The following is a 15,385-nucleotide window of genomic DNA, read 5'->3' as shown; positions in this document are numbered from 1 at the left end:
CGCCCCGGTGGTGGCGGCGCCGCCGCCAAAGCGGCGGCCCGCGCCGCAACTTCTAGGACTTCGCCCAGAACTCCGCCCAGAACTCCGCCTAGGACTTCGCCGGCGACGGGGTCGTCACCTGGCAGCCCTTCTGGCTGTTCATCGCCTTGTCCAGGCCGCCCGCCTTGAGCTGGTCGAGGGCTTCCTTGCCGCCCTTGGTCGCTTCCTCCAGGCCGCCCGCCACGTCCTTGAGGCCCTCGGCGAACTTGCCCTGGTCCTTGGCGTCGAGGGCGTCCATCTTCGTCTTCAGGGCGGTGTAGCCCGCCGACGTCGACTCGAAGCCCATGACCGCGGCGGCCTGGGTCTTCTCGCCGTCCTTGACGGGCGGAACTCCCGCGCCCGTGAGGGCGGTACCCATCGCCTTGTACGACTCGGACATGGTCCCGAAGGCCGCCGAGTCGGTCGACTGGACCTCCTCGGGCTTGCTGCTCTCGGTCGCCACCCGCTTGATGTCGGCGTTCGCCTTCTCGATCTTCTCGAGTTCGGGCTGCCAGCTGTCGCAGACCTTCTTGGCCCAGGCGTCGGTCTTCTTGTCGCCGTCGTCCCCGCCGCAGCCGGACAGGACGAGCATCAGCACCGCAGCGCCCGATACCGCGGCCGCAAGCTTCTTGTTCACCGGATTGGTCCCTTCGAAGGCTCTCGGCCCGGAAGATACACGTCCACCATCCGGGAAACGCAAAGGCGGACGGACGGCGCGTCAGTACGCGCCCCCCGTCCGCCGTTCGGGCGTACGGTCGAGCCGGGCCGGGTCAGCCCCGCGAGAGCCGTCTCGGGAGGAGACCGGCGCTCAGGAGGAGACCGCCGCCGGGTCGCCCTGCTGGCACACCCGTTCCGCGGTCGCGCCCTCGCCCTCGCCGTCGTCGCCCACGGTGATGCCGCGGCGCTTGGAGACGTACACCGCACCGACGATGACGCCGATCGCGAGGATCGCGACGATCGCCCGTACGGTCGGGCTGGCGTCGGTGCCGTAGCTGAACTGCACGATCGCGGGGGCGATCAGCAGTGCCACCAGGTTCATGACCTTGAGCAGCGGGTTGATGGCGGGACCGGCGGTGTCCTTGAACGGGTCGCCGACGGTGTCGCCGATGACGACGGCCTCGTGGGCCTCGCTGCCCTTGCCGCCGTGGTGCCCGTCCTCGACGAGCTTCTTCGCGTTGTCCCACGCACCACCGGAGTTGGCGAGGAAGACCGCCATCAGGGTGCCGCAGCCGATCGCGCCGGCGAGGAAGGAACCGAGCGCCCCGACGCCGAGCGTGAACCCGACGGCGATCGGGGTGAGGACGGCGAGCAGCCCGGGCGTGGCGAGTTCGCGCAGCGCGTCCTTGGTGCAGATGTCCACCACGCGCCCGTACTCGGGCTTCTCGGTGTAGTCCATGATTCCGGGGTGCTCCCGGAACTGGCGGCGCACCTCGTAGACCACCGCGCCGGCCGAACGGGACACCGCGTTGATGGCGAGGCCCGAGAACAGGAAGACGACGGCCGCGCCCAGGATCAGCCCGACCAGGTTGTTGGGCTGGGCGATGTCCAGGCTGAGGTTCATCTCCTGCGTCTTGACGCCGACTTCCTTCACCGCGCCCGCGATGGCGTCGTTGTACGAGCCGAAGAGCGCGGCCGCGGCGAGCACGGCGGTGGCGATGGCGATGCCCTTGGTGATGGCCTTGGTGGTGTTGCCCACCGCGTCCAGGTCGGTCAGCACCTGCGCGCCGGCGCCCTCGACGTCCCCGGACATCTCCGCGATGCCCTGGGCGTTGTCGGAGACCGGGCCGAAGGTGTCCATGGCGACGATGACGCCGACCGTGGTGAGCAGGCCGGTGCCGGCCAGCGCCACGGCGAAGAGCGCCAGCATGATCGAAGTGCCGCCGAGCAGGAACGCCCCGTACACGCCGAGGCCGATGAGCAGCGCCGTGTAGACGGCGGATTCCAGGCCGACCGAGATGCCGGCGAGCACGACCGTGGCGGCGCCCGTCAGGGAGGACTTGCCGATGTCCCGGACGGGTCGGCGGTTGGTCTCGGTGAAGTAGCCGGTGAGCTGCTGGATCAGGGCCGCGAGCACGATGCCGATGGCGACGGCGACCAGCGCCAGGATCCGCGGGTCGCCGGAGTGCCCGGAGATCGCGGCGTCGTCGACGCCGACGAGCTCCTTGTAGGTGCCCGGCAGGTACGCGAAGACGGCAATGGCGACGAGGACCAGCGAGATGGCCGCGGAGATGAAGAACCCGCGGTTGATGGCGGTCATTCCGCTGCGGTCGGTACGGCGCGGGGAGACCGCGAAGATGCCGATCATCGCGGTGACGACCCCGATGGCGGGGACGATCAGCGGGAAGGCCAGGCCCAGGTCGCCGAAGGCTGCCTTGCCGAGGATGAGGGCCGCCACGAGGGTGACGGCGTACGACTCGAAGAGGTCGGCGGCCATTCCCGCGCAGTCTCCGACGTTGTCGCCCACGTTGTCGGCGATGGTCGCGGCATTGCGCGGGTCGTCCTCCGGAATGCCCTGCTCGACCTTGCCGACCAGGTCGGCGCCGACGTCGGCGGCCTTGGTGAAGATGCCGCCTCCGACACGCATGAACATCGCGATGAGCGCGGCGCCGAGGCCGAAGCCCTCCAGGACCTTGGGTGCATCGGCGGCGTAGACGAGCACGACGCAGGACGCGCCGAGCAGGCCGAGGCCGACGGTGAACATGCCCACCACGCCGCCGGTGCGGAACGCGATCCGCATGGCCTTGTGGGAGACGTCGGTCAGGTCCTTGGCGGGCTCGCCCTCTCGGGGCGTGGCCTCGCGCGCGGCGGCGGCGACGCGGACGTTGGCCCGGACCGCGAGGCGCATGCCGATGTAGCCGGTGGCGGCCGAGAAGATGGCGCCGACGAGGAAGAAGGCGGAACGTCCCGACCGCTGCGTCCAGTCGTCCGCGGGAAGCAGGAACAGCAGGAAGAACACGACGACGGCGAAGATGCCGAGCGTGCGGAGCTGCCGGCCGAGGTAGGCGTTGGCGCCTTCCTGGACGGCGGCGGCGATCTTCTTCATGGAGTCGGTTCCCTCGTCGGCGGCGAGGACCTGGCGGACCAGGATCTGCGCGACGACGAGCGCGGCGATGGCCACGGCCGCAATGACGATCACGATGAGTCGATTGTCATCCGTGAGTACTGCGGATGCCAGATCCGTGGTGCGACCCGGCGCGATAGGGGTGAAGAGCCCCGTCATTCGTCCTCCTTGACGTGATGAGCTCAAGATGTGGACGGATTGTAGGGAGCGGGACCAGATCAAAACAGTACGCAGGAAACGGAATTGGCGCGCACTTGCTCCTCACCAATAGATCTGGTCACTCCATTACCCTCGAAAGCGGTAACGGGGCAAAAGCATTGACGCTTGATCACCCTTTGAAAAGCCCGCCGGAGAACGATCACGGAATGGATCTAGGGGCACACAAAAGGCCCTGCTCGGCAGGGCCTTCAATAAGATCGGAAGATACGTCGGCACGCGCGGCGGAACATCATCGGCGCCCCCGCCAAGCCGCCTCCGACGCCTTATCGGCACCCTCCCGGTCTCCCGTCGCCAGACGACCGGACGCCGAGAACCGCCCGCCACAGAGCCCGACCGGGACCCGAAACAGACGGGAAGGCGCCAAACCCGCGGGGCAGCACGAAAACCCCCCGGTCGGCACAGGGCCACCCCGGCGGGTGCGTAGCGGTCGGTCAGCGCCCCGTGCCCGACGGCGGTCGAGCCGCGAGGCGGGGCCGGGAGCGGGGGCAGGGGCCGGGCAACCGCCGGCTACGGCAGTTCGGAGGTCCCCGACACGGGCCAGCTCATCCGGATGGTCCCGCCGGTTTCCCCGCTGATGACCTCGACGTCGTCGACCAGGCCGCTGATCACGGCAAGGCCCATCTCGTCCTCGCCCTCGGTGTCGGGGTCCAGGACGGCGTCCATGCCGGGCACGGCGGCAGCCGGGCCGCCGGCCGGTCCGGGTACTTCGTCGCCGACCTCGATGGAGAACACCTTCTCCTCCTCGGTCAGCACCACCCGGACGGGCGCGGTCAGTCCGTTGGTGCGATGCAGTCCGACGGCACGCGAACAGGCCTCGCCCACGGCGAGGCGGACCTCGTCGAGGACGGCTTCCTCCACACCGGCCCGGCGCGCCACGGCGGCCGCGACCAGGCGGGCCGTCCGGACGTGTTCGGGCTGGGCGCTGAAGCGCAGTTCAACGGTGGCCATGCGCGTCCCCCTCGGACTACGGGCGTGCCTTACAGGGGCCCGGACCGCTTGTGGCCCGGTACCCCCCGCTCCATCATCGGCCGTTTCGCCGCCGAGCGCCGTCAGTCGGTGGCGTTGACGGCGTCTTCCACCGAGTTGTGGATCGGAAACACCTTGGTCAGGCCGGTGATTCGGAAGATCTTCAGGATGCGCTCCTGGTTGCACACCAGACGCAGCGAGCCCTCGTGCGCGCGGACGCGCTTGAGGCCTCCCACGAGCACACCAAGTCCGGTGGAGTCGAGGAAGTCCACTCGCTCCATGTCGACAACCAGGTGGTAGCTGCCGTCGTTCACCAACTCGACCAACTGCTCGCGCAGCTTGGGCGCGGTATACACATCAATCTCGCCACCGACCTCCACGACCGTACGGTCGCCGACAGTGCGAGTCGACAGGGACAGGTCCACGGATCCTCCAGCACCTTGCTATCGAGCGGCGCCCCCCAGGGGCCTCCCCACCCGGAGGTGGGAGAGGGATTGGCTGCCGCGATGGCATTCAATCACTTACCGGCAGGCGCGCACGACGCCTTCCGACCATTGTCCCGCACGCCGGTGACACACTCGGTTCCAATGGCCAACACTCACCGTCCCGGTCCGCCCACGGCACCCGAGGACGTCAGACCCACCCCCGGCACGGTCCTGGACCGGCTGTCACGGGGGCCTTCGCGTGCTGCACGCATCACCCATACGGAGCACTTGCCCCCTCGGGAGGGTCGTCATGCGGTCTGGCCCGATCGCATCCGAACTGATGTCGTAGCTGCAATTCAGGCCGCCGGGATCGACCATCCGTGGGAACACCAGGCCGCGGCAGCCGAGCACGCCCTCGACGGGGAGTCCGTGGTCGTCGCCACGGGCACCGCCTCGGGCAAATCGCTGGCCTACCTCGCGCCCGTGCTCTCCGCCCTCGCCGACGGGGCCGAGGCGCCCAACGGCCGGGGCGCGACCGCCCTGTACCTGGCCCCGACCAAGGCCCTGGCCGCCGACCAGCGCCGCGCCGTACGGGAACTGGCCGGACCGCTCGGAAACGCCGTCCGGCCCGCCGTCTACGACGGAGACACCCCGGTCGAGGAACGCGAATGGGTGCGCCAGTACGCGAACCTCGTCCTCACCAATCCCGACATGCTGCACCGCGGGATCCTCCCGGCCCACCCGCGCTGGTCCTCCTTCCTGCGGGCCCTGCGCTACGTGGTCATCGACGAGTGCCACACCTACCGGGGCGTCTTCGGCTCCCACGTCGCCCAGGTCCTGCGGCGGCTGCGGCGGCTCTGCGCCCGCTACGGCTCCGATCCCGTGTTCCTCCTGGCCTCCGCCACCGCGAGCGACCCGGCGACCGCCGCGTCCCGGCTGACGGGCCTGCCGGTGCTGGAGGTGTCCGACGACGCCTCCCCGCGCGGCGAGGTGGTCTTCGCCCTGTGGGAGCCGCCCCTGACCGAGCTCAAGGGCGAGCGGGACGCCCCCGTACGCCGTACGGCCACCGCCGAGACCGCCGATCTCCTCACCGACCTGGTCGTCCAGGGCGTCCGCACGGTCGCCTTCGTCCGTTCCCGGCGCGGCGCCGAGCTGATCGCCGTGATCGCCCAGGAGAAGCTGGCCGCCGTGGACCGCTCCCTGCCCCGGCGGGTCGCGGCCTACCGCGGCGGCTACCTGCCCGAGGAGCGCCGGGTCCTGGAGCGGGCCCTGCACTCCGGCGACCTGCTCGGCCTGGCCGCGACGACCGCCCTGGAGCTGGGCGTGGACGTCTCCGGCCTGGACGCCGTCCTGATCACCGGCTACCCGGGCACCCGCGCCTCGCTGTGGCAGCAGGCCGGCCGGGCCGGACGCTCGGGCCAGGGCGCGCTGGCCGTCCTGGTCGCCCGCGACGACCCGCTGGACACCTACCTGGTCCACCACCCCGAGGCCCTGTTCCGGCAGCCCGTGGAGGCCACGGTCCTGGACCCCGACAACCCGTACGTCCTGGCCCCGCACCTGTGCGCGGCCGCGGCCGAGCTGCCCCTCACGGAGCCCGACCTGGAACTCTTCGGCCCGGCGGCGCGCGACCTCCTCCCCCAGCTCGAAGCGGCGAAACTGCTGCGCCGCCGGGCCACGGCCTGGCACTGGACCCGCCGGGAACGGGCCTCGGACCTGACCGACATCCGGGGCGGCGGCGGCCGCCCGGTCCAGATCGTGGAGGCCGCCACGGGCCGCCTGCTGGGCACGGTCGACGAGGAGGCCTCCCACACCGCTGTCCACGACGGGGCGGTCCACCTCCACCAGGGCCGCACCTACCTGGTGAAGCACCTGGATCTGGAGGATTCGGTCGCGCTGGTCGAGGAGGCGAACCCGCCGTTCTCCACGACGGCCCGCGACACGACCGCCATCGCCGTCCTGGAGACCGAGACGGAGATCGCCTGGGGCCGGGGCCGGCTCTGCTTCGGGTCGGTGGAGGTCACCAACCAGGTGGTCTCCTACCTGCGCCGCAAACTGATCACCGGCGAGGTGCTCGGCGAAGCCAAACTGGACCTGCCGCCCCGCACCCTGCGCACCCGGGCCGTGTGGTGGACGGTCACCGAGGACCAGCTCGACGAGGCCCGGATCAACCCGGAGATCCTCGGCGGCGCCCTGCACGCCGCCGAGCACGCCTCCATCGGCCTGCTCCCGCTCTTCGCCACCTGCGACCGCTGGGACATCGGCGGGGTCTCCGTCCCGCTGCATCCCGACACCCTCCTCCCGACGGTCTTCGTCTACGACGGCCACCCCGGCGGAGCCGGGTTCGCGGAGCGCGCCTTCCACACGGCCAGCGCCTGGCTGACGGCGACCCGTGACGCGATCGCCGCCTGCGAGTGCGAGGCCGGCTGCCCTTCCTGCATCCAGTCCCCCAAGTGCGGCAACGGCAACGACCCCCTGCACAAGCGCGGCGCCGTCCGCCTCCTCACCCACCTCCTCTCGGAATCCCCGCCCGCCACCCCACCGGCAACCCCCTGAGCCCTCCGCCCCCGGGACCGGAGGGCGGCCGGCGGGGCCGACCGGGCGAAACCCGGCACTTCACGGCCCCACCACCGATTGGCTGAATATCGCCCCTGCCACCCCCCAAACCGAGACAGCCACCCCAGCCCCCTCCCGCACCCCCAACCTGCTCCCAGGCACCCTCAGCACCTCCCAGCCACTCCTCCAGCCCCCCCTCAGCCCCTCCCGGGCATCGCGGAGGACGGCCTCCTCAGCCGCTCCCGAGGACGGCGAGCCTTCGGGCCCCTCCCGGACGCCGGGGCGGAGGGCGAGGCCCCGGGCCCGGCCGCGGGGAGGGGCCCCTCATCGGGGCTCCCCGGGCAGTGGTGGGCCCGCGCGGGAGCGCAGCTCGGGTCGGAAGGGGCCCGTCGGGGTACGGGCGGTGACCTCCGCGACCTCACCCGTCACCACACACCCGGTGACCTGCGTGCCCTGCGCCACCGCCACCCGGACCGCCGTGGCGCAGGCGGCCTCCGGGCCGTGGGCCCAGCTCGCGGCCGCGGCGAGGGCGGCCAGATCGGCGGCGGCCGCGGCACGGTGCCGGGAGACCAGCGCCTGCCCGAGCAGGAGCACCCCGCCGAACACCGCCATCAGCACGGTCACCACCACGACCCCCCACACGGTGGCCGCCCCCCGGTCCCGGTCCCGGGGCCGCAGGCGGCGGCGCTCGCCCAGACGACCCCCGCGGCGGCTCACGGCGGCGGCCCGACGGTGTCCTCGGCCAGGGCGGCGGCCACGGCGGTGAGGCGGACCGGCAGCGCGGCCGGGCCCGGGGCCGGCGCCGAGACGCGGACCCGCCACAGGTCACCCGTCCGCGAAAGGTCCACCCGCGCCCCGGGCGGGGCCGCCGCCTCGGCCGCAGCAACCGCCGCGCCCGCCGGCTCCGACCGGGCCGCCACCCGGGCACCGGCCCGAGCCGCGTCCACACACCGGATCTGTGCGGCGGCCGCCATCAGCGCCCACACCAGCAGCCCCGCGAACAGCACCAGCGCCGGAATCACCAGGGCCGCCTCCGCCGTCACGAATCCGCTGTCAGAACGGCGCATCGAGTGCCTTCCCGATGGTCGACTGAAGTGCCGTGGAAACCAGTTCACTCGTCACCACCTTGTACAGAACCGCCGCGAACGCACACGCCGCGATCGTGCCCATGGCGTATTCGGACGTGGACATCCCCGCATCGCCTCCACGACCCTTCCGTCGCGCGCGTCCCACCAGTCCCGCCATTACCGTCCGCACGCGAATCCAGATGACCGACATGACAACCTCCCGTTTATCCAGCCTTTTGACGTGTTCTCAGATTTCGGATGTCGGATAGCCATCTGGACATCTCATCCAGGCAGCCATTCAGACGGATCTTCAGATGTCACCGGGAACGCCCCGGCTGCCCTCAGTTCCCGGAGAGGAGACCGGAGGCCATTCCGATCACCACCGGCGCCACTCCCAGCGCGAGAAAGGCGGGGAGGAAGCACAGACCCACCGGCGCGGTGACGAGGACCGCCGCCCGCTGCGCCCGGGCCCCCGCCCGGCGCGCACGGTCCGCCCGGAGCGTGGCGGCGAGCCTGGCGACCGGTTCCGCGGCGGGCGCCCCCGTACGCGCGGAGCGCTCCAGGCATTCGGCCAGGGCGCGGGCTCCCGGTATCTCCGCCAACCTCCCCCACGCGGCGCCCGGTTCGCCGCCGAGCCGCAGCTCCGCCCCGGCCGTCGCCAGCCGTCCGCCCACCGGGCCGCCCAGCGACTCCCCCACCGCCTCGGCGGCGTCCACCGGCCCGGCTCCGGCTGCCAGGCAGGCGGCCAACAGGTCGGCGGCGAAGGGGAGCTGACGCTCGGCCTCCCCGAGGTCCGTCCCCGCGGCCGGCCGTCGCCGCGCGAGCCACCTGCGGACCGCGAAGCCCGCCGCGCAGCCGGCGGCCACACCCGCGAGCCCGCCGATCAGTACCCAGGCCGCCGTCAGCACCCCGGCCGGCCCGGCCCAGGCCTTCAGCGCCGCCCGCAGCCGGGGTACGGGCAGTGGTCGCCTGCGCGCCGCCTCCGCGGCGAGCAGCCGGGTGAGCCGGCGCCTGGCCGCCCGCGCCCTGATCCGGGCCGCCACCATCGACGCCGCGCACAGTGCCGCCGCGGCGAGGCCAAGGGCCGTCCCCAGCCTGTGGACGGCGAAGCCGCCCATCACCGCTCCCCCGCCCGTACGATCCGCCGGCACCACAGCAGCCCCAGCGCCTCCAGTACCGCGCCCGCCAGCAGGCAGCCCCATCCCACCGGCGTGTGCAGGAGCACCCGCAGCGGATCGGCGCCCAGTGCGGTGCCGATCAGCAGGCCGATCACCGGGAGCAGGGCCAGCACCGCCGTCGTCGATCTGGCTCCCGTGAGCTGGGCGCGCAGTGACTCCTCCCGGTCCCGCTCGGCCCGCAGGGCACCTTCCAGCCGGTCCAGTCCGGCGGCAAGCCCGGCTCCGCCGTCGACCGAGACCCGCCAGCAGGCCGCCATCGCCGCCAGCCCCTCCGCGCCGGGCTCCCGGGCCGCCTGCCGCAGTGCTGCGGCGACGTCCCCGCCGAAGGCCGCGGCCGCCAGGACCCCGGTCTCCGCGGCTCCCGGCCCGCCGGGGCCCGACACCGTGCGGCGCATCGCCTCGGTCAGTGCCCGGCCCGGCTGCGCCCCGGCGCGGAGCTCGCCCACCACCGCCCCGCACAGGGCCACCACTTCGGCGGCCCGCGCCGTCCTGGTCCGCGCCCGCTGCCGGGCCCGCAGCCACCGGCGCACCAGCGGTACCGCCGCCGCACCCGCGAGCAGCGGGATCACCGACCCGCCCAGCAGCGCGAGCACCAGCCCGGCCCCCGCGCAGGCCCACTCCCGGCCCTGCGCGGCCCGGATCCGGATTCCGGCCGCCAGCCGCTCCCACGGCGCCGGCCCCGCCACTGCCGGCCGACCCGGCCCGGCCAGCACCGCCCTGGCCCGCCGGGACACCCCGTCGGCCCCGGCCAGCGCCCAGGCCGCCGCTCCGGCGCACAGCACGCCGGCGAGCACCGGCAGCGGCGCCACCGCCCCGGCGTTCACCGGGCACCTGCGAGCAGCGGGCGCAGCCGCTCCCAGCCCCGGTCCCGGACGAACCCCCGGGCGCCCCAGCGCAGCGCCGGCACGGTGACCACGAGCCCGGCGGGGTCCCGCTCCAGGACGTGCACCTCGGCGACCCGGCGCCGGCCGGCCCGGTCCCGTACGAGGTGGACCACCAGGGTCAGGGCTGCCGCCAACTGGCTGTGCAGGGCGGCCCGGTCCAGCCCGGCGGCCGTTCCGAGGGCTTCCAGCCGGGCCGGTACATGGGCGGCGGCATTCGCGTGGACCGTGCCGCATCCGCCCTCGTGGCCCGTGTTGAGGGCCGCCAGCAGGTCCGCGACCTCGGCGCCCCGGACTTCGCCGACGACGAGCCGGTCCGGCCGCATCCGCAGTGCCTGGCGGACCAGGTCGGCGAGGGTGACGTGGCCCGCGCCCTCCTGGTTGGCGGGCCGGGTCTCCAGCCGCACCACGTGCGGATGGTCGGGCCGCAGCTCGGCCGAGTCCTCGGCGAGCACGATCCGCTCCCCGGGGCCGACGAGCCCGAGCAGGGCGCTGAGCAGCGTGGTCTTGCCGGTGCCCGTCCCGCCCGAGACCAGGAAGGACAGCCGGGCCCGCACCATGTCCGTGAGCAGCCGCTGCCCGCCGGGCGGCAGCGTCCCCGCCGCGACCAGCTCCTCCAGCGTGAAGGCGCGCGGCCGCACCACCCGCAGGGACAGGCATGCCGATCCGACGGCCACCGGGGGCAGTACGGCGTGCAGGCGGGTGCCGTCGGGCATCCGGGCGTCCACCCAGGGACGGGCGTCGTCGAGGCGGCGCCCGGCGACGGCGGCGAGCCGCTGGGCGAGCCTGCGCACGGCGGCCGCGTCGGTGAAGGTCACCCCGGTCAGCTCCAGCCCGCCGCCGCGGTCCACCCACACCCGGTCGGGGGCCGCCACCAGGACGTCGGTGACCTCGGGGTCGGCGAGCAGGGCCTCCAGCGGGCCCGCGCCGACCAGTTCGGACCTCAGCTCGGCGGCGACGCCGAGCACCTCCGCGTCGCCCAGCAGCCGACCCTGGGCCCGCAGGGCCGCGGCCACCCGCGCCGGGGTGGGCTCCGCCCCGCTCTCGGCGAGCCGCTGGCGCACCGCGTCGAGGAGTACGGCGCTCATACCGCCACCCCGTGGGCGGAGCCGAGCGCACGCTGCCAGAAGCCGTCGCAGAAGCGGGCGAGGGCGCCCCGCCCGTGCGCTCCCGGGGGCTCGCCCTCGGCCACCCGGCCCGGTAGCCCCACCTCGACCGGTACTTCGCCGGCCAGGGGCACCCCCAGGAGTCCGGCAACGGCTTCCGCGTCGAGTCCGCCGGGGGCGGGGCCCCGTACGACCACGCGGACATCGCGGGCCACCATCCGGACTCCGGCGGCCACCCGGCCGGCCGCGGCCACCGCCCGCAGCTCGCCCCGCACCACCATGAGCACCAGGTCCAGCTGCGCGAGCACCTCGGCGACGGCTTCGTCGACCCGGCGCGGCAGGTCGACCACGACGACCCCGCCCCGGCGCCGCGCGGCGGCCACCACCGAGCGCATCGCGGCGGGCGGCACCACCACGCGGTCCCCGCGGTCCCAGCTGAGCACCCGCAGGGCGTGCAGTTCGGGCAGGGATTCCGCCAGGGCTCCGGCGCCGACGCGGCCGCGGGAGGCGGCGAAGTCGGGCCAGCGCAGTCCTTCGGCGGATTCGCCGCCGAGGAGGACGTCCATGCCGCCGCCGAGGGGGTCGCCGTCGATGAGGATGGTCCGCTCCCCGGCCCGGGCGGCCCGCAGGGCCAGCGCACAGGCGAGGGTGGAGGCTCCGGCTCCGCCGCTGCCCCCGATCACCCCGACCGTGAGGGCGGGCCGTCCGGCCCCCTCCACGACATCGGCGATCCGGTCGACGAGCCGGCCTTCGGCGTCGGGGAGGGTCAGCACCTCCTCGGCGCCGATCTCCAGGGCCCGCTGCCATACGTGGGGGTCGTCCAGATCCCGGCCGACGAGGAAGACCCCGTCCCGCCGGGGTGCGCCGCGGACCCGCCGCGCGGCGTCGTCGCCGACCAGGACGAGCGGTGCCGACTCCCAGCCGACCCCCGCAACCCCCGCAACCCCCGCAACGCCCCCGACACCAGCGCCACCCGCGACCCCGACGGCGCCCCCACCGCCCCCGCTGCTCCCGTCGTCCCTCGCGTCACCACCGGCTCCGCTTTGCTCGGGCACCGCGTGGTGCACATGCGGCTCGGCCCCCGCGGCGGCGCACAGCCGCAGCAGGTCGTCGAGGAGCAAGGGGTCCTCGGTGATGATCAGCGGCCGTCCGCCGGCGGCCACAGGCCCTCCGGCCCCGGGATTCGGCCCGTCCCCGCCCGCCATCGCGAGATCCCGGACTTCACACGACTTCGATCCAGCCACGATCTCCGCCTCCTTCTCACAGCAAATCCAGCGCCGCGGACTTCGCGGCCGGAATCACCGTGCCGGGATCGGGAAAAAGAAGTGGATCTTGCTCGAAAACCGTGGACGCCCGCCCCATTGTGAATAACTCGCTCACCCCAACAGGTGAGTTTCGGAGCGCGCCGGTACGACTACGCACCGTGACGAGTTCGAGGGGGTGAGGGCCTTCGCCGCGCAGGCCCCTCGAAGACGAGGAGACCCGAGGAGTGATCACTTGAGGTCGAAGGCAGGGACGCAAACCGCGTCCGGACATGCGACGACCCCCGCCGGGGGGGAGAGCGGGGGTCGTCCCCACGGTCCGACTCGGGGGGGGAGGAGCCAGACCGGGTTAGCACGGTCGCGAACGATCCGTGACTTCCATGGTGTACCCGAGAGGCTTCTCAGGCAAACCCACGCGCCGCACTTTACGCCGAATGGTGGGCGCATATGCTCGGGTCGTGGAAAATCAGCCCTTGCCGCACTCCTTGCCTCGCACCGCAGCCTTCTTCGACCTGGACAAGACGGTCATTGCGAAGTCGAGCACTCTGACGTTCAGCAAGTCCTTCTACCAGGGCGGCCTGATCAACCGAAGGGCCGTGCTGCGCACCGCCTACACCCAGTTCATCTATCTGGCCGGCGGCGCCGACCACGACCAGATGGAGCGGATGCGGGAGTACCTGTCCGCCCTCTGCAAGGGGTGGAACGTGCAGCAGGTCCGGGAGATCGTCGCCGAGACCCTGCACGACCTCATCGACCCGCTGATCTACGACGAGGCCGCCTCCCTCATCGAGGCCCACCACACGGCGGGCCGCGACGTGGTGATCGTGTCCACCTCCGGAGCCGAAGTCGTCGAGCCCATCGGCGAGATGCTCGGCGCGGACCGCGTCGTCGCCACCCGGATGGTCGTGGGCGAGGACGGCTGCTTCACCGGTGAGATCGAGTACTACGCCTACGGCCCGACCAAGGCGGAGGCCGTGCGCGAACTCGCCGAGTCCGAGGGGTACGACCTCTCGCGCTGCTACGCGTACAGCGACTCGGTGACCGACATCCCGATGCTGGAGGCGGTCGGGCACCCGCACGCGGTCAACCCCGACCGGGCCCTGCGGCGGGAGGCCGTGACGCGCGAGTGGCCGGTGCTGGTGTTCAACCGGCCGGTCCGGCTGAAGCAGCGGCTGCCCGGACTGTCGATGCCCGCACGGCCGGCGCTGGTCGCCGCCGCCGCGGTGGGCGCGGCCGCGGCCACCGCCGGACTGGTCTGGTACGCGAGCCGACGACGCGCCCTGGCCTCCGCCGCGCCCCGCTGACCTGCACGAACACCGGGTGTCCGATACACCCTGATTCGGACCGGAAAGCAAAGAAATGCGGCCAGGGGTTTCGCTCCACCCGGAAGCGGAGTACAAAGGAGTCAAGGCCCGCGAGACCAAAGAACATCCGAGAGGATCATCTTTAAAACGCAGTATGGCCCACGGACCGAAGCAAGATCGCATGAGCGCCGAGCACCCACGCGACGTCGACCCGTCGATTACGGGCCAGCCGCACCAGGTGACGGGCAAAGTTCCCGACCTGATGGGCAAACTTCGAGGACGCTTGGTAACTGGGCGTAAATGCCAGCGGCGACACCAGAGCAGTACGGTGTCGCCGCAACCCATGTCCGGCCCCTGTCAGGCCACACGGATCCTGTCAGGCCACACGGCCCCTGCCAGGCCACACGGCCCCGCCGGACCCCGCCGGGCCACGCGCCGGGCAGACCCCGTCAGGCCGCGCCGCGCTGGAGCGCCTCGCAGACCGCGGTCGATTCGCGGACACCGAGCTCGATCGCGCGGCCGCAGTGCGCGATCCACGCCGACATCCCCTCCGCTGTCCCGGAGACGTAGCCCTCGAAGGCCTCCACGTAGGCATCCCGGCCCTGCTCGGCGTGCCCGACCTCCGCCGGACAGATCGCCTTCGGGTCCAGGCCGCTGTTGATCAGCACGATGCGCTCCGCGGTCCGCGCCACCAGGCCGTTGTACGAACCGAACGGACGCAGCGCGAGCAGCTCGCCGTGCACCACCGCGGCCGTGATCAGCGCCGGAGCGGAGCCGCCCGCGATGATCAGGCCGGACAGCCCCTCCAGCCGGCCCGCCACTTCCTGCGCGTCGGGCAGGGGCAGGTCGATCAGCGGCTCGTCCACCGGCTCGCCGGCCAGGCGGGGCCGGCCCACCACGTCGCCGTCGGCCGTGGAGCCCGAGGCCACCAGGTGGAGCCGCGCCAGGACCCGTAGCGGCGACTGGCGCCAGATGCTCAGCAGCTGGCCCGCCTCGGCCGTCAGGCGCAGGGCGGCGCCCACCGTGCGGGCCTCCGGCTCGGAGCCGAAGTCGCTCCGGCGGCGGACCTCCTCCAGCGCCCAGTCGGCCCCGGACAGCGCCGCGCTCCCGCGCGCTCCGCGCAGCGCGGCCTCCGAGGCGACCGCCACGGCGCGGCGGCGCATGACGCGGTGGCCGTAGACCCGGTCCACGGCCTTGCGTACGGATTCCACGGACTCGGAGACCCCCGGCAGAGCGGCCAGCGGGGCGAGCGGGTCGGCGGAAGCGGGAGAGGCGGCCGAAGAGGCGGCGGAAGCAGAGGCGCTACTCATAAGTAAGGAGCCTACGCACTGCTCCCCCATAGCAC

The 15,385-nt window shown here is 73.2% G+C and carries 14 protein-coding genes; 2 read left to right on the top strand and 12 right to left on the bottom strand.

Annotated features, from left to right (window positions below; all coding sequences use genetic code 11):
* Positions 1-88 precede the first annotated feature (88 nt).
* The 4 genes from ACZ60J_RS31545 to bldG form a co-directional block, all read right to left on the bottom strand.
* A complete protein-coding gene (locus tag ACZ60J_RS31545) occupies positions 89-655 on the bottom strand; it encodes a small secreted protein (RefSeq protein ID WP_469687101.1) in 567 nt (188 codons plus the stop codon).
* A 171-nt stretch (positions 656-826) separates the two neighbouring features.
* Positions 827-3,238, bottom strand: coding sequence for a sodium-translocating pyrophosphatase (locus ACZ60J_RS31540; protein ID WP_469687100.1), 2,412 nt, complete (start codon positions 3,236-3,238; stop codon positions 827-829).
* 567 nt (positions 3,239-3,805) lie between these two features.
* Entirely contained in the window at positions 3,806-4,246 is a 441-nt protein-coding gene (locus ACZ60J_RS31535; protein WP_469687098.1) for an ATP-binding protein, read from the bottom strand.
* Positions 4,247-4,347: 101 nt separating this feature from the next.
* Positions 4,348-4,689, bottom strand: coding sequence for an anti-sigma factor antagonist BldG (bldG, locus tag ACZ60J_RS31530; protein WP_243339893.1), 342 nt, complete (start codon positions 4,687-4,689; stop codon positions 4,348-4,350).
* Between the two features lie 81 nt (positions 4,690-4,770).
* On the opposite strand from bldG, the gene ACZ60J_RS31525 reads away from it, so the two are divergent.
* Entirely contained in the window at positions 4,771-7,242 is a 2,472-nt protein-coding gene (locus ACZ60J_RS31525; protein ID WP_469687096.1) for a DEAD/DEAH box helicase, read from the top strand.
* Between the two features lie 324 nt (positions 7,243-7,566).
* Here the strand turns inward: ACZ60J_RS31525 and ACZ60J_RS31520 are convergent, their stop codons facing one another.
* The 7 genes from ACZ60J_RS31520 to ssd form a co-directional block, all read right to left on the bottom strand.
* Positions 7,567-7,959, bottom strand: a complete 393-nt coding sequence (locus tag ACZ60J_RS31520; protein ID WP_469687094.1) for an Rv3654c family TadE-like protein — start codon at positions 7,957-7,959, stop codon at positions 7,567-7,569.
* Positions 7,956-8,309 (bottom strand): TadE family type IV pilus minor pilin, encoded by a 354-nt coding sequence (locus ACZ60J_RS31515; RefSeq protein ID WP_469687093.1) that lies wholly within the window; start codon positions 8,307-8,309, stop codon positions 7,956-7,958. Before ACZ60J_RS31515 ends, ACZ60J_RS31520 begins: the two co-directional genes overlap by 4 nt.
* Positions 8,296-8,487: a DUF4244 domain-containing protein gene (locus ACZ60J_RS31510; protein WP_469687285.1), complete on the bottom strand. Its 192-nt coding sequence runs from the start codon at positions 8,485-8,487 to the stop codon at positions 8,296-8,298. The genes ACZ60J_RS31515 and ACZ60J_RS31510 overlap by 14 nt, the downstream gene beginning before the upstream one ends.
* A gap of 163 nt (positions 8,488-8,650) precedes the next feature.
* Positions 8,651-9,427: a type II secretion system F family protein gene (locus tag ACZ60J_RS31505; RefSeq protein ID WP_469687091.1), complete on the bottom strand. Its 777-nt coding sequence runs from the start codon at positions 9,425-9,427 to the stop codon at positions 8,651-8,653.
* Positions 9,427-10,311 (bottom strand): type II secretion system F family protein, encoded by an 885-nt coding sequence (locus ACZ60J_RS31500; RefSeq protein ID WP_469687090.1) that lies wholly within the window; start codon positions 10,309-10,311, stop codon positions 9,427-9,429. Before ACZ60J_RS31500 ends, ACZ60J_RS31505 begins: the two co-directional genes overlap by 1 nt.
* Positions 10,308-11,456: a TadA family conjugal transfer-associated ATPase gene (locus ACZ60J_RS31495; RefSeq protein WP_469687088.1), complete on the bottom strand. Its 1,149-nt coding sequence runs from the start codon at positions 11,454-11,456 to the stop codon at positions 10,308-10,310. Before ACZ60J_RS31495 ends, ACZ60J_RS31500 begins: the two co-directional genes overlap by 4 nt.
* On the bottom strand, positions 11,453-12,679 hold the full coding sequence (gene ssd / locus ACZ60J_RS31490) for a septum site-determining protein Ssd (protein WP_469687283.1): 1,227 nt from the start codon (positions 12,677-12,679) through the stop codon (positions 11,453-11,455). Before ssd ends, ACZ60J_RS31495 begins: the two co-directional genes overlap by 4 nt.
* 491 nt (positions 12,680-13,170) lie before the next feature.
* Here ssd and ACZ60J_RS31485 point away from each other — a divergent pair, with 491 nt between their 5' ends.
* Positions 13,171-14,040 carry an HAD family hydrolase gene (locus tag ACZ60J_RS31485; RefSeq protein ID WP_469687086.1) on the top strand — a complete coding sequence of 290 codons (870 nt, stop codon included), beginning with the start codon at positions 13,171-13,173 and terminating at the stop codon, positions 14,038-14,040.
* A gap of 449 nt (positions 14,041-14,489) precedes the next feature.
* Here ACZ60J_RS31485 and ACZ60J_RS31480 read toward each other — a convergent pair whose 3' ends face one another.
* Positions 14,490-15,350 (bottom strand): Fic family protein, encoded by an 861-nt coding sequence (locus ACZ60J_RS31480; protein WP_469687084.1) that lies wholly within the window; start codon positions 15,348-15,350, stop codon positions 14,490-14,492.
* Positions 15,351-15,385 lie beyond the last annotated feature (35 nt).

The sequence above is a fragment of the Streptomyces sp. NPDC104226 genome, from assembly GCF_055584085.1.
This window is presented reverse-complemented; position numbering and strand designations above follow the sequence as displayed.